Raw genomic sequence first — 23,730 nt, 5'->3', positions numbered from 1 at the left:
GCCCCGGGGGGGTGCCCCTCCCCCGGGGGCGCCCCCCCGGCTCCCCGGGGGGGGGGGGGCGCCCCCTGCCCCGGCGGGGCCGGCCCGGGCCGCCCCCCCCCCCCCCACTGCTGCGTCGTCGGTGGGATTGCACCGCGCTCCGGCGAGTCCGGGGTTGGGCGTTCGCAGAGGTCCCGCCCGGGCCCCTGAGCCCTCAACGGACGGGAACAGATGAGCCGCATGAATGACGGATCGGACTGGCCGACGGACAAACTGACCGCGCTGCGACTGGGGAGGCGGCTGGTCGTGGAAGTCCCGGCATCGCGACCGGATCGCCGCGCGTTCGTGGACATCCGTCCCGCGCGGAGCGAGCCGGATGTCCGGGCCCGGGACGAGGGATGGGTTCGCAGCGACGTGGAACGGAGCTTTCGGCTGGAGCATTGGGAGTACGACCACGAGCACATTGACGGCTTCGACTACGACCTCGGGGCAGCCCTCATCAGGTCCGCCGACGCCCCGGACGAGTCTGAGCTGAGCACCGTTCTCAACGTATGGGGCATCCGGCCCGGCCTCTTCGTCTACCCCTGGGAAAGCGACGATCCCAGGTAGGCGGAGATCAGCTCATCAGCGATGTGGACGCGGTCGTGCTCCTGCAGGTACCGCGACGGCCGGGCGGGCGGCTCCCCGCGATCTGCCCGGTGTCCGGACGTCTGTCAGTTGTTGCCTTCGCCGCAGAAGGTTTCTTCCCACGCGATATCAGGCATGGCGGGCTCCTCGGAGTCGGCGGGCGATGCCGTGGATGAAGTCGCGCGAAGCCGTTTCGTCGAGGGCATGCTCGTCCATCCAGCTCAGGTGCGCGTCGTACTTGGACCACTGTGCTTCGGCATGTGTGAATTCCGGTCCGTGGGCCGAATCCAGCTGGACCGTGTCCAGTTGGGGTACCGGCCATGGGCGTACATCACGGCGTGCCCGGCCCCTGGAAACTCGCCGGCCCCCACTGTCAGCACGCGCGGACTGATGTCGGGTCGCTCGGACATCTGACAAAGGTGCGTCGGTTGGGTGCGTCGCCCGCCGGCCGCCGAACTGCATGCGTACGGCCGCTTCGTGGACGTAGCCGACGTACGCGGGGGCATTCGCGCCCTCCAGGACCTGCTGCCGCGAGAGCCGGTGGGTGACGCGCAGCTCGACCTCGGATGCCGGAAGCGGCGGAACGGCCGAGGCGAAGATCGCCCGGGCGTAGTCGCTCTGGTGCAGAAGGCCCGGCAGGTGCACCGTCTGCATGGTGCGGATCCGTCTGGCGTGCCACTCATTCGGCGGCGTCCAAGAGTCAACGCGCCCGCTGTGAGAGACCGCGCCGCCACTCCGCGGGCGGCTCTTCGCGACAGCCGGTCGAAGGCTCTGGCGTCAGCGGGGCGTGGGGCGGCGGCGATTATTGCCGGGCACCATCCGACGGCTGCTCGTCGGATGGACTGGGTGCGAACTGTTTCAAGAGAGCGATGGCCAGTTCGTCGGTGCGGTTCACTCGTCCGCTGAGGCGGTGCACCAGCACCCAGCTGCCGTCAGGAAGCGCCCCGGTGAAGATCGACGCGTCGCCGGTGGCGCCGTTGTGCCAGAGCAAGCGTCCGGCCCTCTGCCAGGAGAGCGCAGGATCTCCCAGTTTCCGGTCGACGAGGAGTGCGGGCACCAGGCGGGCGACGGCCCTTGGGGTGGCCCAGAGTCCCCCGGCGGGCAGGATCGCGCCGGTCATGGTCCAGGGGCGGCGCGGCCGTCCGAAGAGGCCGCGGCTGTACAGGCTTTTGTCCGGCGGAGGAGCGGTCGTCACCTCCCCGATATCCAGAGGTGCGAGAACGTACCGGGTCAGAAGTTCCTGGTATGGCATACCCGCAGCAGCAACGAGCGCCGCACCGAGCATGGCGTACCCAAGGTTGGAGTACTCCTCGGTGGCGCCCGGTTCGGCGGTGGTGAGGGAGTCCAGCTTTCCGAGCACCGTCCGCAAGGCTGCCGCGTCGAATGTGAGGTAGGGGTCGCGCCGCCGCAGGCATGGAGGGACTCGGGGCAAGCCGGAGGTGTGCAGGGCGAGATGCCGCAAAGTGATGCCGGTGTTCGGGGGGACCGGTAGGAACTCGTCCAGAGGGGCATCCATGTTGACTGTTCCTGCCGCAGCCAGCTGGGCCAACACCGTCCCAGTGAGTACTTTGCTCAGCGAACCGAGCTGTACATAGAGGTCCGTTGCGTGGCCGTGGAGGACCTGGGGGGCCTGGTTGCTGCTGAAGATGCAGGTGGGAACCGAGGACATGGGTGCTCTCAGTGTGAGGGGCGGGGAAGCGCGCAGGCGGCGGTTCCAGCGGGCATCCGGTGCCGGTTTGCAGCAACCCACCGGTAGGTCCGGTGAGCGATCAGGCTGATGCCGGGTAGCCGCAGGAAGAGGGCCACCGCACGGTAGCGGCGGGTCGGAGAGGACCCGAGGAAGCGGGCGAGAGCGTCCGCACCACCCCAGCGTGGGCTGTCGACGACGAAGAGCAGGACTTCCCGGTCCAGTCGCAGGAGATGCGGCTGCGTCAGGTGCTCGGGGAGTGATTGCCAAGTGGCGGCGGATATCCGGGGCCGGGCGCGGTCGCGGATCTGTTGCACGGCGGCCTGGCAGAAGCCGCAGTCGCCGTCGAAAGCCAGGACGGTGTGCGGTCTGGTCACGCCGTCGGATGTGATGTTGTCCATGGTGAGAGTCCCCTCTCGTCAGTGGTGGGCAGGACAGCGGGAGCGGCCCCGGGAGACTCGCCACATCTCAGCCGTGTGGAAGAGGTCGGTGTTTCACCCCGTGGACAGCCATTCCTCCAGGAGGCTCTCGCGGTGCCGCGACCGGAGCACTTCGCCCGGCTGCGTCTTCTCCCACCAGTCGGACATGACCGACGGTGAGAATTCGCCTCGCACCATGCGTGCCAGCAGCCCGAGCGAGAGATCGACTTCCCGTTGGGTGTATGCCGACGAGGCACCGGAATAGACCGGCGTAGCGATCTCGTCGCTTCCCGTGACGATCACCACGGTCATCTCCGCCGGGCTGTCGGGAACCCATGCGTCCAAGGCTGCCGCAGCAAAGGTTGCGGCGCGGGTTGCCCATCGGGTGGCCGCTGACCGGACCGGCGCTTCGGTCACCCGCAGATCCGTAACGTCGGACCAGCTCCATCGCAGCGGTTCGGGACCGACAAGCTGCGGGCCCGCGGGCGACAGGAGCACGCCCGGATTCGGTTCGACGGGCGGCATACCCACGTACGGGCCGTCCACTCCGACCCAGAAGAGACCGACCATGCTGCCCAGATTCCGCTGGGGGCCGTGGGGCGGTGTCGATTCCACTGTCAGCTCCTTGTTCCTGGCCGGCCCGGTGATGGGGACCGGCGCTCCCGAGCATAGGCAGGTGCCGGAATTGCGCTGCCGCATTTGAGCCACGCAGGTCAGAGAGGTGTGTGCCCGTGGTTTCGCTTCCCTGGACCGCCTCCGTGCGCGTGGCGCATGTGCCGCCGGCGCCCGGTGGTCACGGGGTCCCGTAGGGCTAGGAGACCTTCTCCGGTAGCAGGGGGTTGGCAGGTTCGCTCTTCACCTCGGCGGTCTTGGTGGGGCCGAACCGGGAACGCACCCTGTCGGCCAGCACGGTGCCGCGGGCGAGGGCCTCACTCAGCCCCGCGCTCAGAAACACCAGGTCGCACGCCACCATCGTCAGCGCGAAACCGGTCAGGTTCATCAGGAGTGCGATCCCGAGGTGGAATCCGATCGACATCACTGCGACCCATGGACGGAGCGCGGGGACCAGAAGGCCCAGAGGGAAGTAAACGAGGAAGATCACAGTGGCGTAGGTGCCGGAGATGACCAGGAAGTCATTCTCGTAGACCAGGTGCGACAGGCCGGGGAAAGTGAATTCGGGAACCCGTAGCACGTAGAAGAGAGCGGTGCCGTCCTGCCACATCTGGCCCTGGATTTTGTAGAGACCACTGACGATGTAGACGAGGCAGATCTGCAGGGCGATGGCGAGAACGCCGATGTTGTGCAGTGGCGTCGCCAGGGACCGCAGTGCACCGGGGATGCGGTGGACGAGCTTGCTCAGCAGGCCGGTGGGGAACGAGAAGCGGTCGTAGCAGCGGGTCAGCAGGAGCATGGGGATAACGAGGTAGGCCAGGTTGTCCCCGCCGTCCAGGAGTGACGGCTGGCGCTCGTAGATGGACCACAGGAAGACCCAGTGAAGGGCCAGCCCCAGCCTTCCGCCGATTCCCAGCATTGCCAAGAAGGCGAGGAGGAGGCCCAGGTGGAACACGATTTCGAACCATGTTTCCGAACCGCTGAGGGCGTAAAGGCTGAAGGAATTGTTCTCGGCTATGTTGGCCGTGAAATCGTGCCAGGGAAGGGCGCCGTCGGGTCCGAACAGGTATTCCCGGTCGGAATACTGACTGACGTAGTACATGAGGCCGACGAATCCGAGGAGAGCGCGGGTCCCGGACACGCCCAGCAAGCTGACAGGATTGGTGCCCCATTTATCGATGACAGAGATCAATTGCTTCATTTCAGTGCGCCGGCCTCCTGCCATGACAAGTCCTGGACAGTCGCCTCGCCAACAGCCGAGGGGTCTTTGCGCTTGGACCACGGCGGAAGCGTGTGGACGTAGGCGCGTACCTGAACGGCGGCGACGGGATTTCCGGAACAGACATCGGCGAGCTGCCTCAGTGAGAAGCGAGACAGGAATTTTTCTGCCTGTTCGCGGGTGGTCTTCTCATACGGGGCAAGAGGGATTACTGGCTGCTTCCTCTCCTCCTCACTTTTTCTCATCCTGTCCAGGATGGGATCGCTATTGTTCAGCTGAGAGATCGTCCCGCTGACGAGCCGGTTCGTGCGGGAGGCGAAGAAACGGTCGTTCTGTTCCCGTTCCACGTACGGCCGCGTGACGTTGTAGAAGTCGGTCACGTGGCCGTCGCTGCACCTGGCCCGCGCAAGGATGCCCCGTTCGTCCGACAGCGGATCGGGGGCGAAGAGCATCCAGTTCTGGGCGAGATAGGGCTGCATGACGCTGTTGACTCTGTCGTAATAGCGCAGCTTGACGGGATTGAGCGGCATCTGTGAGAACGCTGCGACCGAGAGGTAGGCGCCCAGGAGGGCAGCGCCGACAAGCAGCGCTGCCCTCCTGGCCTTGATGTGACTGGTCACTTGTCGAAGACCGTGTCCATCTGGCTCGCACCGTCGATCTTGGTGACCGGGGCAACGCTGCCCATGAAGTTCCCCGCCACCTGGCCGGCGGACTTGGCCACCGAGGGGCACGCGGCCTTGACGTGAACACCGACCTTGCCCAGGGCCTTGCCGAGTCCGCCGATCGCCATCGGCTGCGCACCGGTGTCCTGAGAGACCGCGGTCGGCGCCTCGACACGCGGTGCTGCGGCCTGCGCCGTGCCCTGCATGCCGAGCATGAGCGCCACGCCGCCGGCGGCGATTCCAGCCGTCGCAATGATCTTGTTCATTTTTCCCCCTTTACCTGGGTTGGTCATTACCCAGGATTGACGCCTGGGCTGGTCATGCCCAGGACTGCATTTCAGATAATGCACCAAGGAAAGATGCACCGGGACATCGTGAGGTCCCTTGTTGTTCACGAGCCACGACAGCTTTCCAGGCAGTCGAGCAGAGCGCTCTGCTCCACCGGCTTTTCTGTCGTGCTGAATTGGCCCGTGAACTGAGCTTTACCTTTCCACGACAGTCGATCTTGTGTCCATTGCGAGTGCTTTTTCGGCCTCGTGTCTGAATAAAAACCTTTGCCCCTCGGGTGTGTGTAATGCGCACGGATTCAGCGAGGTGGGGGCAAAAGGGATAGACTGGAACCTTTCCCCTCTCGTTCGTGGCGGAATAGTGGAGTCCACTCACGGCCTCACTCTGCGTGAGAGATCTTTCAGGTCAACTTGAATGCTGGCCAGGAGGGGCTTGAGGGGCTGACGGGGTGACGACGGCTTGAAATGCACGAAATTGCGCGAGCGATGCGTGAGCAGCGTCACTGAATTTCCCGCTCGGGGCTCTGCGTGTTCGCGTGCACAGAGCTCGTAACGCGATCACGAGTCGGGCTTGTTGAGGCGTCGCCAGCAGGCGAGAGACGAAAGCGTCGTGGGAACGGCCTCGGCCCCGGCCGGTCCGGGTGCGCCGAGTGCGCGCGCCCGGGGGCAGCTTCGGAAGGCAGCGGGCCTGGATCGGCGACGGCGCGACGGTGGCCGATCGCAACATCCTGCTCCGGATGAAAGAGACCGGTCACGGGGTCCCGCGCCCGCCGACGTGGTCGAGGCAGCGGAGGGGCACGCGAACGGCCCCCGGGATGTTCCGGGGGCCGTACGCGTGCGCCGTGCGGTGTGGACTACTCGACCGTGACCGACTTGGCCAGGTTGCGCGGCTTGTCGATGTCCCGGCCCAGGGCCAGGGCGGTGTGGTACGCCAGGAGCTGGAGCGGGATGCCCATCAGGATCGGGTCCAGCTCGTCCTCGTTCTTCGGGACGAGGATGGTGTGGTCCGCCTTCTCCTGCTCGCGGTGGGCGACCGCGAGGATGCGGCCGCTGCGGGCCTTGATCTCCTCCAGCGCCGCGCGGTTCTTCTCCAGCAGGTCGTCGTCGGGGACGATCGCGACGGTCGGCATGGCCGGCTCGATGAGTGCGAGCGGACCGTGCTTGAGCTCGGAGGCCGGGTAGGCCTCGGCGTGGATGTAGGAGATCTCCTTGAGCTTGAGCGAGGCCTCCAGGGCCACCGGGTAACCGCGGACCCGGCCGATGAACATCATCGACTTGGCCTCGGCGTACTCGGCCGCGAGCTTCTTGATCTCGTCCTCGCCCTCCAGGATCTCCTGGATCTGCGCGGGCAGCTTGCGCAGGCCCTCGATGATCCGCTTGCCGTCGGTGACCGACAGGTCGCGGATCCGGCCCAGGTGCACGGCCAGCAGCGCGAAGGCCACGACCGTGTTGGTGAAGCACTTGGTGGAGACGACGCAGACCTCCGGGCCGGCGTGCACGTACACGCCGCCGTCGGCCTCGCGGGCGATGGCGGAGCCGACCACGTTGACCACGCCGAGGACGCGGGCGCCCTTGCGCTTGAGCTCCTGCACGGCCGCGAGCACGTCGTACGTCTCACCGGACTGCGAGACCGCGATGTACAGGGTGTCGGGGTCCACGACCGGGTTGCGGTAGCGGAACTCGGAGGCCGGCTCGGCGTCCGCCGGGATGCGGGCCATGCCCTCGATGAGGCCGGCGCCGATGAGACCGGCGTGGTACGAGGTGCCACAACCCAGGATCTTGACCCGGCGGATGCCGCGCGCCTCGCGCGGGTCCAGGTTCAGGCCGCCCAGGTGCACGGTGTTGAAGCGGTCGTCGATCCGGCCGCGCAGCACGCGGTCGACCGCGTCGGGCTGCTCGGAGATCTCCTTGTGCATGTACGTGTCGTGGCCGCCCATGTCGTACGAGGCGGCCTCCCACTCCACGGTCTCCGGCGTGGCCGTCGTGGTCGCGCCGCTCGTGGTGTAGGTGCGGAAGTCGTCGGCCTTGAGGGTGGCCATCTCGCCGTCGTCGAGGGTGACGACCTGGCGGGTGTGGGCGACCAGCGCGGCGACGTCCGAGGCGACGAACATCTCCTTCTCGCCGATGCCGAGGACGACCGGGGAGCCGTTGCGGGCGACGACGATGCGGTCGGCGAAGTCGGCGTGCATGACGGCGATGCCGTAGGTGCCCTCGATCGCCTTGACGGCCTCGCGGACCTTCTCCTCCAGGGAGTCGGCCTCGGAGCGGGCGATCAGGTGGACGATGACCTCGGTGTCGGTCTCCGAGACGAAGACGACGCCATCGGCCGTCAGCTTGGCGCGCAGCTCGTCGGCGTTGTCGACGATGCCGTTGTGGACGACGGCGACCTTGTTCTCGGTGTCGAGGTGCGGGTGCGAGTTGATGTCGCTCGGGGCGCCGTGCGTGGCCCAGCGGGTGTGGGCGATGCCGGTGGTGCCGGCGAAGCGCTTGGGGACGCGGGACTCCAGCTCGCGTACCCGGCCCTTGGCCTTGACCACCTTCAAGGTGGAGGCCTTCGGGCTGTTCACGACGATGCCCGCGGAGTCGTACCCGCGGTACTCCAGCCGCTGCAGGCCTTCCAGCAGCAGTGGTGCCACGTCACGCTTGCCGATGTAACCGACGATTCCGCACATACGGTTCTGCCCCTCCTGAAGTTCGGTTCGTGCCCGTGCTCGATGCCGCGTCCGGTCAGCCGTAGACGATGCGGCGCAGCTGCCGGAGCGAGAGCTCCGGGGGCGCCACGGCGCGGTGCGGCAGTTCGGCGGCGATCCGTTCGAAGATCTCCGCGTTCACCGCTCCGCCGGACTGCAGTTCCCGGTGGCGGCGGCGGACGAACTCCTCGGTCGTCTCGTCGAAGTAGGCGAGCACGTCGAGCACCACCCGGGCGGCCTCCCCGCGCTGCAGCGCGGTGCTGCGCACCAGGTGGTCGACGAGGTCGTCATGCGACGGGCGGCGATCGAGCACCCGTAGATACTGGCCGGAGACGTCGGTGAAAGCAAAGATCCTGCCCGATTCCGGGCAGGATATCGATGGTCTGGACCAGGGGAATGGATAGATCCGGTGAGAAACCGCGCAAAACGCCCCGCGTGGCCGCCGTGCACACCTCCACCGTGAGGACGCCCGACCGGAGCGGGTCGCCCCGCCGAAGGTCCATGTGCCGTCCTTCCGGATGATTTCCGCCGTCCGGGGATTCGCGCACCGGTCTCAGCGGCCCCCTTGGCCTATACCTGGGCGCATGAGAGTCCTGCGACGCACGCTCGGCCCCCTCCTCGCCCTCGGCCTGACCCCGGCCCTGCTCACGGCCTGCACCACCGCCCGCGGCGGGGACGACGCCAGACCCGGCGACGACCCGCCCGCCGCCCTCGCCCCCTTCGAACGGCTGCTGCCCGCCCCCGTATCGGCGCGGGCGGAGGGTCCCGGGTACACCTTCGGGCCGGGCACGGTCATCCGGACCGGCCCGGGACCCGACGAGCGGGTCCGCAAGGTCGGCGAACTCCTCGCGGAGCAGCTGCGCGGCCCGAGCGGGCTGCCGCTGCCGGTGGTCGACGGGTCCCGGGGGGACGGGATCCGGCTCCGGATCGACGAGGAGACCGAGGGGGTCGGCGACGAGGGGTACCGGCTGGAGTCCCGCCCGGGCGGGGTCACGCTCACCGCCCGGACGCCGGCCGGGCTGTTCCACGCGGGGCAGACCCTGCGGCAGCTCCTCCCGCAGTCCGGGCCGGGCACGGTGCCGGGGGGCACGGTCACCGACCGGCCCCGCTTCGCGTACCGGGGCGCGATGATCGACATCGCGCGGCACCACTTCACGGTGGAGCAGGTCCAGCGGTACGTCGACCAGCTCGCCCAGTACAAGGTCAACACCCTGCACGTGCACCTGACCGACGACCAGGGCTGGCGCCTGGCCGTCGACTCCTGGCCGCGGCTGGCCGAGTACGGCGGCGGCAGCGAGGTCGGCGGCGGTCCGGGCGGTTACTGGACGAAGGACGACTACCGGCAGCTCGTGGCGTACGCGGGGGAGCGGTACGTGGACGTGGTCCCGGAGATCGACATGCCGGGGCACGTGAACGCGGCCCTGGCCTCCTATCCGGAGCTGACCTGCGACGGGAAGGCCCCCGAGCGGTACACCGGGACCAAGGTGGGCTTCAGTTCCCTCTGCGTCGGCAAGGAGCGGACCTACGAGTTCATCGACGACGTGCTCGGGGAGCTGGCCGCGCTCACGCCGGGCCGCTACCTGCACATCGGCGGCGACGAGGCGCACCGGACGTCCGCGGCGGACTACGCGGCCTTCATGGACCGGGCCCAGGCGGTGGTGGCACGGCACGGCAAGACGGTGGTGGCCTGGCACCAGCTGGCGGCGGCCCGTCCGGCGGACGGGGCGGTGATCCAGTACTGGGGGCACGATCGGACCCCGGCCGCGGAGAAGGCGGCCGTGAGCGCGGCGGCCGCGGCGGGGCACCGGCTGATCCTGTCGCCGGCGGACCGGCTCTACCTGGACATGAAGTACGACGCGGCGACGAAGCCGGGGCTGGCCTGGGCCGGCTACGTGCCGGTGCGGCGGGCCTACTCCTGGGACCCGGGGAACTACCTGGCGGGAGTACCGGAATCCGCGGTGCTGGGCGTGGAGGCCCCGTTGTGGACGGAGACGATCGCCACGCGCGGGGACTGGGAGCTGATGGCCTTCCCCCGGGTCCTGGGACTGGCGGAGCTGGGCTGGTCGCCGGCCGGCGCGCTCGACTGGGCCTCGTACAGCAGGCGCCTCGCGGCGCAGGGCCCCCGGCTCGACGCGCAGAAGGTCACCTACCACCGGGCGCCCGACGTGCCGTGGTCGTAGCGTCCCATCGGGGTGGACGGGCGCGCTCCCGAGGGACGTATCCGGGGAAGCGCGCCCGTCCGGCCTTACCGCCGGGCGTGGGCCGCGACGGGGTTCTTGAGGGTGCCGATCAGCTGGAGCGCGGCGGACGGGTCGGCGAGGTCGACCATCTGCTTGTTGTTGCGCAGCTGGAGGCGGTTCAGGCAGGACAGCTGGAACTCCTCCGCGAACAGGTCGTACCGCTCGAAGCGCTCCGCGAGCTGCGGCATCGAGTCCTGGTACGCGTGGCCGCACTCGGCGACCGCACGCCAGAAGGTGTCCTCCTCGCAGATGCCCTCCGCCGCGAGGATCGAGCCGAGGAAGCGGAAGAAGCAGTCGAAGACGTCCGTGAAGATCGACAGCAGCTTCATGTCCTCCGGTACGTCCGCCCGGACCCGCTCGACCGCCGGCGGCAGGACCGCGTCGGGGTCCATGACGACGATCTCCTCGGCGATGTCCTTGAAGATCGCCCGCTTCACGACGCCGCCCTCGATGACGAGGATGGTGTTCTCGCCGTGCGGCATGTACGCGAGGTCGTACTGGTAGAAGCAGTGCAGCAGGGGAACCAGGTAGGCGCGCAGGTACGAGCGCAGCCACTCGGCGGGGCTCAGGCCCGACTCCGCGATCAGCGCGCCGACGAAGGACTTGCCCTCGGCGTCCACGTGGAGGAGGGACGCCATCGTGGCGAGGCGCTCGTCCCCCTGGATCGAGTTGACCGGCGACTCGCGCCACAGCGCCGCCAGCATCTTGCGGTACGGGGAGTACCGGTCGGTCGCGCGCTCGTACTGGCGGTGGTGGTAGCCGATCGCCGCGCGCTCGCGGATGATCGAGAAGTCCACCGACCGCAGGACCTCGTCGCCCTCGATCAGCTGGTGCAGCCAGTCGTTGATGGCCGGCGTGGCCTCCATGTAGGCGGCGGACAGGCCGCGCATGAAGCCCATGTTGAGGACCGAGATGGCCGTCTTCACGTAGTGCTTGCCCGGAGCGCTCCGGTTGAAGAACGTACGGATCGACTGCTGCGCGAGGTACGCGTCCGGGCCCTCGCCCAGCAGGACGAGGCGCTGGTTCGCGATCTCGGCCGCGAAGGTGACCGCGGTCTTGTTCCACCACTGCCAGGGGTGCACCGGGAAGAGGTGGAAGTCCGTCAGGTCCAGGCCCAGCGAGGACAGGCGCTCGGCGAAGACGGCGATGGTCTCCTCGCCCAGCTCCTCGCGCATGAAGGAGTCGTGGTCCAGACCCGCGCCGGCGGTGAAGGTGGAGACGTCCTTGCGGGCCGCCACCCACACGAGGTGGACCGGGCTCGCGGTCTCCGGGGCGTACGCGAGGTACTCGTGCACGCCGAATCCGAGGCGGCCGTTGTTCGCCACGAAGCAGGGGTGGCCCTCGGTCATGCCCGTCTCGATGTCCTGGAAGGAGGACTTCGCGAGGACGGCGGAGGAGACCTGCGGCTTGGTGTACTTGTAGCCCGAGCCGGCCAGGGTGGAGGAGATCTCCTCCAGGTAGACCGGCAGGACCTCCGGGCTCAGGCCGAGGGACTCGCGCATCTCGATGTGGAAGTCGAGGGCGTCCAGGGGGAGCTCGGCGCCGTCCCGGTGGCGGGTGATGGAGGCCTCGTCCACCGCCCAGTGGTCCAGGGCGTGCAGGGCGGCCTCGAAGCGGTACTCGACCGAGGAGTCGTCGCTGAGCACCGCGTAGCGGCCGGGGCCCAGCGGCTTCGGGGTCAGCAGGCGCTCGTGGGAGAACTCCGCGAGGGCCTTGCGGACCAACGCGCGGTTGGCGCGGGCCCACAGCTGCGGGGTGAGGTGGGAGACGGCGTCGGCGAGGCTCATATCGACACCCCCAGGGCGGTCGTGGCGGCGGTGAACCGCTCGCGGGTGCAGAAGCTGAGCAGGGCGACCTTCTCCGGCTTCTGGACCGGACCGTCCGCCACGAAGCCGACGACCTCGTTCAGGGCGTGCACGGCCGTGTTGCGGACGTCCGGCTCGACCACGACGCGCTCGGCCGCCGGGTCGGCGAACACGGCCGCCATGACCGTGGTGATGACCGCGCGGGTGAAGCCGTGCAGCCGCTCGTCGCTGGGCGCGACGAGGAAGTGCATGCCGACGTCGCCCGGCCGGGCGTCGTACAGCCCGACCAGTTCCAGCCGGGACGGGTCGTAGGTCTCCATGAGGAAGGCGGGCCGGCCGTCGTGCAGGCCGATGAAGGCCTGGTGGTGCTCGGCCGCGGCGATCTTCATGTACTCGCGCTCGACGTCCGGCAGCGACATGCCCTGCATCAGCCAGAACTCGGCCTTGGGGTGGGTCACCCAGCCGTGCAGGAGCTCGCCGTCCTTGAACGGGTCCAGTGCGCGGACGGAGAAGGTCCCCAGAGCCGCGTCGGTGCGGCTGTAGAGGATCTCCGTGGTGGTGGTGCTCATGCGTGCGTGCCTTCCGGGGCGGCGAACTGCTGGAACGCGATGGACTTCTCGACCTTGTAGTACTCGCGGCCGAGCAGCTCAGCGACGATGAACGCGTTGCGGTACGCGGCCATGCCCAGGTCGGGGGAGGTGAGGGAGTGGTTGTGGGTCGTGCCGTTCTGGAGGAAGACCGCACGGCCGGTGGTGTCGACGGTGTAGTTGCGGGCGGCGTCCAGCCGGCCGCGGCCGTCGAAGTTCAGCCGGTCCCGCACGGGTGCCAGGAACTCCGGCACGGTGTACTTGTAGCCGGTGGCCAGCACCAGGCCCTCGGTGGCGAGGGTGAAGTCCCGCTCCTGCTCGTCCTGGCGCAGCCCCAGGGTGTAGGTGCCCGTGGTGGCGTCGTGGGCCGCGCCGTTCAGCGAGGTGTTCGTCAGCAGGGTCGTGGGGACCGCGCCCGGCATGGTGATCTTCTTCTGGTAGAGCAGGTCGAAGATCGCATTGATCAGATCGCCGTCGATGCCCTTGAAGAGGTTCTTCTGCTGGGTCTCCAGGCGGTAGCGGGTGTCCTCGGGGAGGGCGTGGAAGTAGTCCACGTACTCCGGGGAGGTCATCTCCAGCGTCAGCTTCGTGTACTCCAGCGGGAAGAACCGCGGCGAGCGGGTGACCCAGTTGAGCTGGTAGCCGTACACGTCGATCTCGGCGAGGAGGTCGTAGTAGATCTCGGCCGCGCTCTGACCGGAGCCCACCAGGGTGATCGACTTCTTCTTCTGGAGCTCCGCCTTGTGCTGCATGTAGGCGGAGTTGTGCAGGAAGTCGCCGCCCAGGTCCGCGCACGCCTCGGGGACGAACGGCGGGGTGCCGGTGCCCAGGACCAGGCGGCGCGCGCGGTGGGTCTCGCCCCGGTCCGTGCGGACCTCGTACAGACCGGCGGCCTCGTCGTAGGTGACCTCGGTGACGGAGGTCGAGTACAGCACGTTGTCCAGGCGGTCCGCGGCCCAGCGGCAGTAGTCGTTGTACTCGGCCCGCAGCGGGTAGAAGTTCTCCCGGATGTAGAAGGAGTACAGCCGGTCCTTGTCCTTGAGGTAGTTCAGGAAGGAGAAGGGCGAGGTCGGGTCCGCGAGGGTGACCAGGTCCGACATGAACGGCGTCTGCAGGTGGGCGCCGTCCAGGAACATCCCGGCGTGCCACTCGAAGTGCGGCTTCGACTCGATGAAGAGCCCGTCGAGCTCGTCGATCGGCGCGGTCAGGCAGGCGAGCCCCAGGTTGAAGGGCCCCAGGCCGATACCGATGAAATCGAGGGGCCGGCGGGGTTCACGAGGCGTGGACAAGGGATTCTCCCAGGTACTGCTCGGCGTGGGACGCGAGGAGGTCGAGGACGGCCGCGATGTCGGCCGTCGTGGTCTGCGGGTTGAGCAGGGTGAATTTCAGGTACTGCTTGCCGTCGACCTTGGTGCCCGCCACCACGGCCTCGCCGGAGGCGAACAGGGCCTTGCGGGCGTGCAGGTTGGCCTCGTCGACGACGTCCTGGCGCACTTCGCCCTCGGGGGAGTAGCGGAAGACCAGGGTGGAGATCTGGGGCTCGACGACGACCTCGAAGCGCGGGTCGGCCTCGATGACGTCCCAGCCGGCGGCGGCGAGGTCGATGACCTCGTCGAACAGCGAGCCGATTCCGTCGGCGCCCATGACGCGCAGGGTCATCCAGAGCTTGAGGGCGTCGAACCGGCGCGTGGTCTGGATCGACTTGTCGACCTGGTTCGGGATCCGCTCCTCGGCCATCCGGCGCGGGTTGAGGTAGTCCGCGTGGTAGGTGGCGTGCTTGAGGGTGTCGCGGTCGCGGACCAGCATGGCGCTGGAACTCACCGGCTGGAAGAACGACTTGTGGTAGTCGACCGTGACCGAGTCGGCGTGCTCGATGCCGTCGAGGAGGTGCCGGCGGGTGGGGGAGACCAGCAGTCCGCAGCCGTACGCGGCGTCCACGTGCATCCACGCGGAGTGCTCGGAGGCCAGGCGGGCGATCTCGGGGAGCGGGTCGATGGACCCGAAGTCGGTGGTGCCGGCGGTGGCGACGACGGCCATCGGGAAGTGGCCTTCGCGGGCGCAGTCCTCCAGCTCCAGGGCGAGGAGCGAGGTGTCCATCCGGCGGTTGCGGTCCACGGGCACGGAGATGACGGCCTCGTAGCCGAGTCCGAGCATGGCGGCCGACTTCTTCACGCTGAAGTGGCTGGCCTCGGAGGTGAAGATGCGCAGCTTGGGGAGGACGTCGGACTTGGCGAGCGCGCGGCCCTCGTCCAGGGCCCGCTTCATGATGATCCGGCAGGCCTCGTCGCGGGCCAGCAGCAGGGCGTGGAAGTTGGACTGGCTGCCGCCCGAGGTGAAGACGCCGTCCGCGCCGGGGCCCAGGCCGATGCGCTGGGCGGTCCAGTCGATGAGGCGGCGCTCGATGAGCGTGCCGCCGATGGACTGGTCCCAGGTGTCGAGCGAGGAGTTGACGGCCGACAGGATCGCCTCGCCGAGGACCGCGGGGATGACGACCGGGCAGTTCAGGTGGCCGAGGTAGCGGGGGTGGTGGAAGTACACCGCGTCCCGGAGGTAGACCTCTTCCAGCTCGTCGAGGACGGCGGCCGGGTCCTCCAGCGGACGGTCCAGGTCGATGCCGTTGATGAGGGGGGCGAGTTCGTCGACGGATATGCCCGTGTGGGGGCGCTCCGTGGTGGCCAGTTTGGCGGCCACGCGCTCGACTCCCTCGGTGACTGAACGCCGGTAGAGGTCCGCGGTCGTCTCGTTGAGCAGATGCGAACGCATCAACTTTCCTCCGGCAGGGAAGAGGGGGTGGGCGATGTGTTGCTTAGGCTAGCCTAACCTAAGTTACAAGCCAAATGCCGTTGGGCCCCGGCCGGAAGCCGGGGCCCAACGGTGAATTCCCTGCACGCAGCGGGAGTTGGCGGGTGGGAGTCCACCCCGCACGGCTACAACTCGGACGCCGGGTCCTCGCTGGGCGCCCGGCCCGCGTACGCCTCGGCGAGCAACTCCTCCTCGCTCGCGCCGAGTCGCCAGTAGCCGGTGAAGCGCACCGCGCGGCGATCGACGGATCGTTCCTGCACGAAGTGGCGGCGCACGGCGCGCACGGTGCCCGCCTCGCCCGCCAGCCAGACGTACGGGGCCTGCGCGGCGGCCGGTCCGTCCGCGCGCAGCGCGTCCAGGACCCGCTCGGTGCGCTCCCGGCCGGCGCCCCCGCGCACGATCCAGGTGATGTCCGCTTCGGCGGAGGTGGCCAGGTCCAACCGGTCGTCGGCGTGCGGGACCTCGAACCAGGCCCGCACCCGGGTCCCGGCGGGCAGCCGGTCCAGGATCGCGGCCGCGGCCGGCAGGGCGGTCTCGTCGGCGTACATCCAGATCGCGTCGGCGGCGGCCGACGGCCGGAACCGCACGGACTTGTTCTCCGCGACGGCCGGGCCGATCGCCAGGATCCGGCGGCCGGCGACGGCGCGGCCGGCCCAGCGCGAGGCGGGCGCCGTGTCATCGGCCGCTGCCCCGGCGGTGTCACCGTGCAGGACGAAGTCGATGTCGACCTCGTCCGCGCCCTCGGGCGTACGGCGCTGCTCGCGCACGGTGTACGAGCGCATGACCGGGCGCTCTTCGTCCGGCATCCCGCGCCAGGCGCCGAACCAGGTGTCCTCGTCGGTGGACGGGAGCTCGGTGTGCTCCCGTCCGGCCGGCGGCAGGAACAGCGACAGGCTCTGGTCGAAGCCGCCCGAGCGGAAGTCCGCGAGGGACTCCCCGCCGAACGTGACGCGCAGGAACGAGTGGCCGATGCGGCGCGTGCGCAGCACCTCCAGTGCGAAGAACCGGAAGTGGGCTACGGCCGGGGCGTCGGACGCGGTGGCGGTGGTGGTCATGCGGAGAATCCCCCCTGGGAGTCGCTCCGGCGCCCGCGGGCACCGGGACTCGACTGGACTAGCTGACCTTCTTGGCACCCTGGATGGACTTCGCGAGGTCCTCAAGGATCTGCGCGCACTTCTCGTACGAGTAGATCGGCTCGGTCACGCGCGGGGTGACCTGGCCGGCCTTGACCGCGGGGAGCTCGGCCCAGGTGGCCTTCGCCTTCAGGTCCTCGGGCTGCAGGGTGCCGGTGCGGTTGTCGAGCAGGACGACGTCGGCCTTGTACTTGCCGGCGTTCTCCCAGCTCAGGCTCTCGAAGAAGCCGCCCTCGTCGAGCTTCTCCGGGGTGATGAACTCGACGCCGAGGGACTCGAAGTACTTCAGGTCCGCGGAGGTCTTCGCGGTGGAGACGTAGAACAGGTCGGCGGAGCCGGAGCCGACGAGCACCTTGATGCCCGGGTTGGCCTTGGTGGCCTCGCGGACCTTGGCGGCGGCGGCCTCGAAGCGGGCCTTCGCGTCCACGGTCTTCTTGGCGTTCAGGTCGGCGCCCAGGGACTTGGCGAGGTCCGCGGTGCGGGCCAGCGCCTTGTCGAGGGTGGCGTCGCCGCCCACGGAGATGGCGGCGGCCGGGGCCAGCTGCTGGATCTTGTCCTTGGAGGCCTCGGGCACGTACCAGAGGGTGCCGTCCCAGGTGTTGGTGACGAGCAGGTCGGGCTGGAGGGCCGCGTACTTCTCGACGTTGAACTCGTCGTAGACGTTGCCGAGGATCTCGACCTTGGAGATGTCCATCGAGCCGGCCTGGACGTCGGGCTTGCCGTCGGCCGTCTTCGTCGGGCCGAAGACGCCCTTGACCTGGATGCCGTAGTCGTACAGCGCGGCCGCGGTGCCGGTGAAGGCCACGATGTTCTTCGGCGTGGACTTGGTGCTGACCTCCTTGCCGAGGTCGTCCTTGAAGGTCCACGGACCCGAGGCCGCGCCGCCCTTGTCCTTGTCGTCGCCCTTCGCCGTGTCGCCGCCGCCGCACGCGGTGAGCGCCGCGACGAGGCCGAGGGCGCCGCCGGCGGCCATGAGGCCACGGCGGGTCAGGAGGGAGGATCGGGACTTGGGCATGTCGATGTCCGCTTTCGTACGCGCAGGGCGGCCACGGGGCCGTTCGGAGGGAAGGTTAGCCTAACCTTGGCCTGAAACGGTAAGGGGGCCCCGGGTTATTTCCGGGACCCCCGCACCTCACCCGCCGCCTCAAGGGGCCTGCGGCTAGGCGGAGAAGCCCAGCTCGCGGGCGATCAGCATCCGCTGCACCTCGCTGGTGCCCTCACCGATCTCCAGGATCTTGGAGTCCCGCCACATTCGCGCCACCGGATACTCGTTCATGAACCCGTAGCCGCCGTGGATCTGCGTGGCCTCACGGGCGTTGTCCACGGCCACCGTGGAGGAGTACAGCTTCGCGATCGCCGCCTCCTTCTTGAACGGCTCGCCCGCCACCAGCCGGGAGGCCGCGTCGCGCCAGCCGATGCGGGCCATGTGCGCGCGCATCTCCATGTCCGCCAGCTTGAACTGGATGGCCTGGTTGTCACCGATCGCCTTGCCGAAGGCGTGCCGCTCCCGGGCGTACTTCACCGACTCGTCCACGCAACCCTGCGCCAGACCGGTGGCGAGCGCGGAGATGGCGATCCGGCCCTCGTCCAGGATGCGCAGGAACTGCGCGTACCCGCGGCCCTCCTCGCCCACCAGGTTGGCCAGCGGCACCCGGACGCCGTCGAAGGACAGCTCGCGGGTGTCCGAGGCGTTCCAGCCGACCTTGGAGTAGGGCGCGGCCACCGTGAAGCCCGGCGTGCCGGACGGGACGATGATCGAGGAGATCTCCGGCCGGCCGTCCGCCTTGCGGCCCGTCACGGCCGTGACGGTGACCAGACCGGTGATGTCCGTACCGGAGTTGGTGATGAAGCACTTCGAGCCGTTGATGACCCACTCGTCGCCCTCGCGGACGGCGGTGGTGCGGGTGCCGCCCGCGTCGCTGCCCGCGCCCGGCTCCGTCAACCCGAAGGCGCCCAGGATCTCCCCGGAGCACATCTTCGGCAGCCACTGCCGCTTCTGTTCCTCGGAGCCGAAGAGGTAGAGCGGCATGGCGCCGAGGGAGACCCCGGCCTCCAGGGTGATGGCGACCGAGGAGTCGACGCGGGCCAGCTCCTCCAGGGCGATGCCGAGCGCGAGGTAGTCGCCGCCCATGCCGCCGTACTCCTCGGGGAAGGGCAGGCCGAACAGGCCCATGCGGCCCATCTCGGCGACGATCTCGTACGGGAACTCGTGCCGCTCGTACAGGTCGCCGATCTTCGGCGCGATCACGTCGTGCGCGAACGCCTCGACGGTACGGCGGAGTTCCTCGTGCTCGGGGGTGAGCCGGTGGTCGAGGGACATGTCTGTCACTGCTCCTTGTGGGAGAGGGCGCGGACGGTACGGGAGGGGCTGGGGCGTCCCAGCTGTTCGGCCATCCACACGCTCGTGGCGGTGAGGGCGGCCAGGTCGACGCCGGTCTCGATGCCGAGGCCGTCGAGCATCCACACCAGGTCCTCGGTGGCGAGGTTGCCGGTGGCGCTCTTGGCGTACGGGCAGCCGCCGAGGCCCCCGGCGGAGGCGTCGACCGTGGTCACGCCGTGCTGGAGCGCGGCGAGGGTGTTCGACAGGGCCTGGCCGTAGGTGTCGTGGAAGTGCACGCCGATCCGGTCGGTCGGGACCCCGGCCGCGTTCAGGGCGGAGAGCAGGGCCCGGACGTGGCCGGGGGTGGCGACGCCGATCGTGTCCCCGAGGCTCAGCTCGTCACAGCCGAGGTCGAGCAGCGCCCGGGCCACGGAGACCACCTGGTCGACCGGGACGGCGCCCTCCCACGGGTCGCCGAAGCACATCGAGAGGTACCCGCGCACATGGACCGGCCGGTCGGCGGACCCCTTGGCGCGGGCCACGACGGGCTCGAACATGGCGAGGGACTCGGCGACGGTGCGGTTGAGGTTGCGCGCGGCGAAGGTCTCGGTCGCCGAGCCGAACACCGCGATGCGGGTGGCTCCGAGGTCGAGCGCGCGGTCCAGGCCGCGCTCGTTGGGGACGAGGACCGGCAGGGCCGCCCGCACGTCGGCGAGCAGCGGGAAGAGCTGCTCCGCGTCCGCGAGCTGGGGCACCCACTTGGGGTGCACGAAGCTGGTGGCCTCGATCGTGGTGAGCCCGGCCGCGGCGAGCCGGTGCACGAACTCGGCCTTCACCGCGGTGGGGACGGTCGTCTTCTCGTTCTGCAGCCCGTCCCGGGCGCCGACCTCGTGGATGCGGACCCGGGCCGGGAGCCCGGGCGCCGGGACGGTCATGGGCAGGCCGCTCATGCGCCCTCCTCCTCGGCTTCCGGGGTGACGACCGCCAGGACCTGGTCCATGGCGACGGTGGTGCCGGGGGTCACGTCGAGCTCGGTGACCGTGCCGGCGTGCGGGGCGGAGATGACGTGCTCCATCTTCATGGCCTCGACGACCAGCAGGCTCTGGCCGGCGGCGACGCGGTCGCCGACGGCGACCTTGACGACGGTGACCGTGCCGGGCATCGGGGCGGCCAGGGTGTCGGCGCCGGCGTGGGCGCTGCCGCTGAGGTTCGCTTCGACGGGGTCGTGGCGCTGCACGTGCCAGCTGTCGCCGTCGCGGCCCAGCCAGGTCCCCTCCGGGGAGGCGGCGTGGCTGAACCGGTGCGTGACGCCGTCGAGTTCCACGGTGACGGTGTCGCCGGTGCGTGCCACGACCCGGGCGCGGGCCGGCGCCGCCGGCTCCCGGCCGGCGTCGGTGCGGAGCAGCTCCGTGGCCGAGCCGGAGGAGGCCGGGCGGGTGCGGACGGTCACCGGATCCTGGCCGGAGAGGCGGAAGTGACGGATCGTCCAGGCCGGCGTGCCGCCCAGGCGCCAGCCGTCGGCGGCGTCGAACGGGTCGATCCAGCCCTGCGGCCCGGCGCTCTTCGGCCCGCCGACCTGCGCCAGCAGGGCCGCCGCCGCGTACACCTCGTCCGGGACCCCCTCCGGCAGCAGGGTCGGGAGGTCGCGCTCGACCAGGCCCGTGTCCAGGTCGCCGGAGACGACGTCCGGGTGCGCCAGCAGCCTCCGCAGGAAACCGGCGTTGGTCTGGACGCCGAGGATCACGGTGTCGGCCAGCGCCCCCCGCAGCACCCGCAGGGCACTGGCCCGGTCGGGCCCGTACGCGATGACCTTGGACAGCATCGGGTCGTAGGTGGAGCCCACGGGGACGCCCGCCGTCAGACCGGAGTCGGTGCGCACCGCCCCGCCCGACGGCTCGGACAGGGCCAGCACGGTGCCGCCCGAGGGCAGGAACCCGCGCGCCGGGTCCTCCGCGCAGACGCGGGCCTCGATGGCGTGGCCGGTCAGCCGGACCTCCGCCTGGGTGAACCCGAGGGGGGCGCCCGAGGCCACCCGCAGCTGCTGTTCGACCAGGTCCAGCCCGGTGATGAGCTCGGTGACCGGGTGCTCGACCTGGAGCCGGGTGTTCATCTCCATGAAGTAGTACGAGGACGGGTCCCCGCCCGGGACGATGAACTCCACGGTGCCCGCGCCGACGTACCCGCAGGAGCGGGCGGCCTCCACGGCCGCCGCGCCCATCGAGGCCCGCAGCTCCGGCGTCAGCAGCACGCTCGGCGCTTCCTCGATCACCTTCTGGTGGCGCCGCTGGAGCGAGCACTCGCGCTCGCCCAGGTGGACCACGTTGCCGTGGGCGTCCGCGAGGACCTGGATCTCGATGTGCCGGGGCCGGTCCACCCACCGCTCCACGAGGAGGGTGTCGTCGCCGAAGGAGGACCGCGCCTCGCGGCGGGCGGCGGCGATCTCCTCGCCCAGCACCGCCTCGTCGCGCACCAGGCGCATGCCCTTGCCGCCGCCGCCCGCGGAGGGCTTCAGCAGCACCGGCATGCCGATCTTCACGGCGGCGGCGGTCAGCTCGGCGTCGGTCAGACCGCTGCCCGAGGAGCCCGGTACGACGGGCACGCCCGCCGCCCTGACCGTTTCCTTGGCCCGGATCTTGTCGCCCATCAGGGAGATCGCGCTCGCCGGCGGCCCGATGAAGGCCAGCCCGGCCTCGGCGCAGGCCTGTGCGAAGGCCGCGTTCTCGGCGAGGAAGCCGTAACCGGGGTGGACGGCCTCGGCCCCGGTGCGGCGGGCCGCGTCGAGCAGCCGCTCCACCGACAGGTAGCTCTCGGCGGCCGCGGCGGGGCCGATCCGGACGGCCGTGTCGGCCTCCCGTACGTGCCGGGCGTCCGCGTCGGCGTCGCTGAAGACGGCCACGGACCGCACCCCGAGCTGCCGCAGGGTGCGGATGACGCGTACCGCGATCTCGCCGCGGTTGGCGACCAGAACAGTGCTGAACATCAGTGAGGTCCTCACGTCACACGTCACATGCGGAAGATGCCGAAGCCCGAGTCGCCCAACGGGGCGTTCGCGCACGCGGTCAGGGCCAGTCCCAGCACCTGCCGGGTCTCCATCGGGTCGATGACCCCGTCGTCCCACAGCCGGGCGGTGGCGTAGTACGCGTTGCCCTGCTCCTCGTACTGCGCGCGGACCGGGGCCTTGAAGGCCTCCTCGTCCTCCGCCGGCCACTCCTGGCCCGCGCCCTCGATCTGGTCCCGCTTGACGGTCGCGAGGACCGAGGCCGCCTGCTCGCCGCCCATCACGGAGATCTTGGCGTTCGGCCACATCCACAGGAAGCGGGGCGAGTACGCCCGCCCGCACATCGAGTAGTTGCCCGCCCCGTACGAGCCGCCGACCACCACCGTCAGCTTGGGGACCCGGGTGCAGGCCACCGCCGTCACCATCTTGGCGCCGTGCTTGGCGATGCCGCCGGCCTCGTAGTCGCGGCCGACCATGAAGCCCGAGATGTTCTGGAGGAAGAGCAGCGGGATGCCGCGCTGGTCGCACAGCTCGATGAAGTGGGCGCCCTTCTGGGCGGATTCGGAGAAGAGGATGCCGTTGTTGGCGACGATCCCGACCGGGTGGCCGTGGATCCGGGCGAAGCCGGTGACCAGGGTCTGCCCGAACTCCGCCTTGAACTCCTGGAAGCGGGACCCGTCCACGATCCGCGCGATGATCTCGCGGGCGTCGTACGGGGTCCGGGAGTCGACCGGGACCGCGCCGTACAGCCCGCACGGGTCCACCACGGGCTCCTCCGGAGCCTCCACGGACCAGGGCAGGGCCGCGCGCTCCGGCAGGGTCGCCACGATGTTCCGTACGATCCGCAGCGCGTGCGCGTCGTCCTCCGCGAGGTGGTCGGTGACGCCGGAGGTCCGCGAGTGGACCTCGCCGCCGCCCAGCTCCTCGGCCGTCACCACCTCGCCGGTCGCGGCCTTCACCAGCGGCGGGCCGCCGAGGAAGATCGTCCCCTGGCCGCGCACGATCACGGCCTCGTCGCTCATGGCGGGCACGTACGCCCCGCCGGCCGTGCAGGAGCCGAGGACGGCGGCGATCTGCGGGATGCCCGCGCCCGACATGCGCGCCTGGTTGTAGAAGATGCGGCCGAAGTGGTCGCGGTCCGGGAAGACCTCGTCCTGCATGGGGAGGAAGGCGCCGCCGGAGTCGACCAGGTAGAGGCAGGGGAGACGGTTCTCCAGAGCCACCTCCTGGGCGCGCAGGTGTTTCTTGACGGTCATCGGGTAGTACGTGCCGCCCTTGACCGTGGCGTCGTTGGCGACGATCACGCATTCGCGGCCGCTGACCCGGCCGATGCCCGCGATCACCCCGGCGGCGGGCGCGGCGCCCCCGTACATCTCCTCGGCGGCCAGCGGGGCCAGTTCGAGGAAGGGGGATCCGGGGTCGAGGAGGGTGTCCACCCGGTCGCGCGGGAGGAGCTTCCCGCGTGCGGTGTGGCGGGCGCGGGCCTTCTCGCCGCCGCCGAGCCGGGCCGCGTCGAGCCGGGCCCGCAGCCCCTTGGTGAGCTCGCGGTGGGCGGCCTCGTTGGTCCGCCAGGCCTCGGACGCCGGGTCCGCGGCGCTCGTCAGCACTGGTGCCTGCTGCATCGGTCGAGCTCCCTTGCTCGGTTAATGAGCGTTAACGCATG

Annotated in this window: 20 protein-coding genes and 1 pseudogene; 2 read left to right on the top strand and 19 right to left on the bottom strand. The window is 69.8% G+C overall.

What is annotated here, in order from left to right; all coding sequences use genetic code 11:
- Positions 1 to 210: 210 nt before the first annotated feature.
- The gene (locus ACWFQ8_RS10015) at positions 211 to 588 is read left to right on the top strand and encodes a hypothetical protein (RefSeq protein ID WP_453785707.1); all 378 of its coding nucleotides are present in this window, start codon (positions 211 to 213) and stop codon (positions 586 to 588) included.
- Between the two features lie 147 nt (positions 589 to 735).
- Here the strand turns inward: ACWFQ8_RS10015 and ACWFQ8_RS10010 are convergent.
- From ACWFQ8_RS10010 to ACWFQ8_RS09970, 9 genes and pseudogenes are all read right to left on the bottom strand, one after another.
- A pseudogene (locus ACWFQ8_RS10010) lies at positions 736 to 1,275 on the bottom strand (Scr1 family TA system antitoxin-like transcriptional regulator); the annotation flags it as partial.
- Positions 1,276 to 1,408: 133 nt separating this feature from the next.
- Complete coding sequence (locus ACWFQ8_RS10005) at positions 1,409 to 2,275, bottom strand: serine hydrolase domain-containing protein (protein ID WP_453785706.1); 867 nt, start codon at positions 2,273 to 2,275, stop codon at positions 1,409 to 1,411.
- Between the two features lie 8 nt (positions 2,276 to 2,283).
- Entirely contained in the window at positions 2,284 to 2,694 is a 411-nt protein-coding gene (locus ACWFQ8_RS10000; protein ID WP_453785705.1) for a thiol-disulfide oxidoreductase DCC family protein, read from the bottom strand.
- A 93-nt stretch (positions 2,695 to 2,787) separates the two neighbouring features.
- Positions 2,788 to 3,282 (bottom strand): hypothetical protein, encoded by a 495-nt coding sequence (locus tag ACWFQ8_RS09995; RefSeq protein ID WP_453785704.1) that lies wholly within the window; start codon positions 3,280 to 3,282, stop codon positions 2,788 to 2,790.
- Between the two features lie 241 nt (positions 3,283 to 3,523).
- Positions 3,524 to 4,525 (bottom strand): HTTM domain-containing protein, encoded by a 1,002-nt coding sequence (locus ACWFQ8_RS09990; RefSeq protein WP_453785703.1) that lies wholly within the window; start codon positions 4,523 to 4,525, stop codon positions 3,524 to 3,526.
- On the bottom strand, positions 4,522 to 5,163 hold the full coding sequence (locus tag ACWFQ8_RS09985; RefSeq protein ID WP_453785702.1) for a DUF5819 family protein: 642 nt from the start codon (positions 5,161 to 5,163) through the stop codon (positions 4,522 to 4,524). Before ACWFQ8_RS09985 ends, ACWFQ8_RS09990 begins: the two co-directional genes overlap by 4 nt.
- On the bottom strand, positions 5,160 to 5,471 hold the full coding sequence (locus ACWFQ8_RS09980) for a hypothetical protein (RefSeq protein WP_453785701.1): 312 nt from the start codon (positions 5,469 to 5,471) through the stop codon (positions 5,160 to 5,162). The genes ACWFQ8_RS09985 and ACWFQ8_RS09980 overlap by 4 nt, the downstream gene beginning before the upstream one ends.
- 875 nt (positions 5,472 to 6,346) lie before the next feature.
- Positions 6,347 to 8,164 (bottom strand): glutamine--fructose-6-phosphate transaminase (isomerizing), encoded by a 1,818-nt coding sequence (gene glmS, locus ACWFQ8_RS09975; protein WP_453785700.1) that lies wholly within the window; start codon positions 8,162 to 8,164, stop codon positions 6,347 to 6,349.
- 55 nt (positions 8,165 to 8,219) lie between these two features.
- Entirely contained in the window at positions 8,220 to 8,495 is a 276-nt protein-coding gene (locus tag ACWFQ8_RS09970; protein WP_030008735.1) for a hypothetical protein, read from the bottom strand.
- Between the two features lie 271 nt (positions 8,496 to 8,766).
- Between ACWFQ8_RS09970 and ACWFQ8_RS09965 the strand changes: the two genes are divergently transcribed.
- On the top strand, positions 8,767 to 10,362 hold the full coding sequence (locus ACWFQ8_RS09965) for a beta-N-acetylhexosaminidase (protein WP_453785699.1): 1,596 nt from the start codon (positions 8,767 to 8,769) through the stop codon (positions 10,360 to 10,362).
- A gap of 65 nt (positions 10,363 to 10,427) precedes the next feature.
- Here ACWFQ8_RS09965 and ACWFQ8_RS09960 read toward each other — a convergent pair whose 3' ends face one another.
- From ACWFQ8_RS09960 to ACWFQ8_RS09915, 10 genes are all read right to left on the bottom strand, one after another.
- A complete protein-coding gene (locus ACWFQ8_RS09960) occupies positions 10,428 to 12,209 on the bottom strand; it encodes an IucA/IucC family protein (RefSeq protein ID WP_453785698.1) in 1,782 nt (593 codons plus the stop codon).
- Entirely contained in the window at positions 12,206 to 12,796 is a 591-nt protein-coding gene (locus tag ACWFQ8_RS09955) for a GNAT family N-acetyltransferase (RefSeq protein WP_453785697.1), read from the bottom strand. Before ACWFQ8_RS09955 ends, ACWFQ8_RS09960 begins: the two co-directional genes overlap by 4 nt.
- Positions 12,793 to 14,103, bottom strand: coding sequence for a lysine N(6)-hydroxylase/L-ornithine N(5)-oxygenase family protein (locus ACWFQ8_RS09950; RefSeq protein WP_453785696.1), 1,311 nt, complete (start codon positions 14,101 to 14,103; stop codon positions 12,793 to 12,795). The genes ACWFQ8_RS09955 and ACWFQ8_RS09950 overlap by 4 nt, the downstream gene beginning before the upstream one ends.
- Positions 14,087 to 15,577, bottom strand: coding sequence for a pyridoxal phosphate-dependent decarboxylase family protein (locus tag ACWFQ8_RS09945; RefSeq protein ID WP_453785695.1), 1,491 nt, complete (start codon positions 15,575 to 15,577; stop codon positions 14,087 to 14,089). Before ACWFQ8_RS09945 ends, ACWFQ8_RS09950 begins: the two co-directional genes overlap by 17 nt.
- A gap of 164 nt (positions 15,578 to 15,741) precedes the next feature.
- Positions 15,742 to 16,671 carry a siderophore-interacting protein gene (locus ACWFQ8_RS09940; RefSeq protein ID WP_453785694.1) on the bottom strand — a complete coding sequence of 310 codons (930 nt, stop codon included), beginning with the start codon at positions 16,669 to 16,671 and terminating at the stop codon, positions 15,742 to 15,744.
- A 58-nt stretch (positions 16,672 to 16,729) separates the two neighbouring features.
- Entirely contained in the window at positions 16,730 to 17,764 is a 1,035-nt protein-coding gene (locus ACWFQ8_RS09935; RefSeq protein ID WP_453785693.1) for an ABC transporter substrate-binding protein, read from the bottom strand.
- A gap of 144 nt (positions 17,765 to 17,908) precedes the next feature.
- Positions 17,909 to 19,069 carry an acyl-CoA dehydrogenase family protein gene (locus tag ACWFQ8_RS09930; RefSeq protein ID WP_453785852.1) on the bottom strand — a complete coding sequence of 387 codons (1,161 nt, stop codon included), beginning with the start codon at positions 19,067 to 19,069 and terminating at the stop codon, positions 17,909 to 17,911.
- Positions 19,070 to 19,074: 5 nt separating this feature from the next.
- Positions 19,075 to 20,019, bottom strand: coding sequence for a hydroxymethylglutaryl-CoA lyase (locus ACWFQ8_RS09925; protein WP_453785692.1), 945 nt, complete (start codon positions 20,017 to 20,019; stop codon positions 19,075 to 19,077).
- Positions 20,016 to 22,049 (bottom strand): acetyl/propionyl/methylcrotonyl-CoA carboxylase subunit alpha, encoded by a 2,034-nt coding sequence (locus ACWFQ8_RS09920; RefSeq protein ID WP_453785691.1) that lies wholly within the window; start codon positions 22,047 to 22,049, stop codon positions 20,016 to 20,018. The genes ACWFQ8_RS09925 and ACWFQ8_RS09920 overlap by 4 nt, the downstream gene beginning before the upstream one ends.
- 23 nt (positions 22,050 to 22,072) lie before the next feature.
- Positions 22,073 to 23,689 (bottom strand): carboxyl transferase domain-containing protein, encoded by a 1,617-nt coding sequence (locus tag ACWFQ8_RS09915; RefSeq protein ID WP_453785690.1) that lies wholly within the window; start codon positions 23,687 to 23,689, stop codon positions 22,073 to 22,075.
- Positions 23,690 to 23,730: the final 41 nt, after the last annotated feature.

Source organism: Streptomyces sp. NPDC055254, from assembly GCF_053606025.1.
The sequence above is the reverse complement of the archived record's forward strand: the minus strand, read 5'-3'. Positions and strand labels throughout refer to the sequence as shown.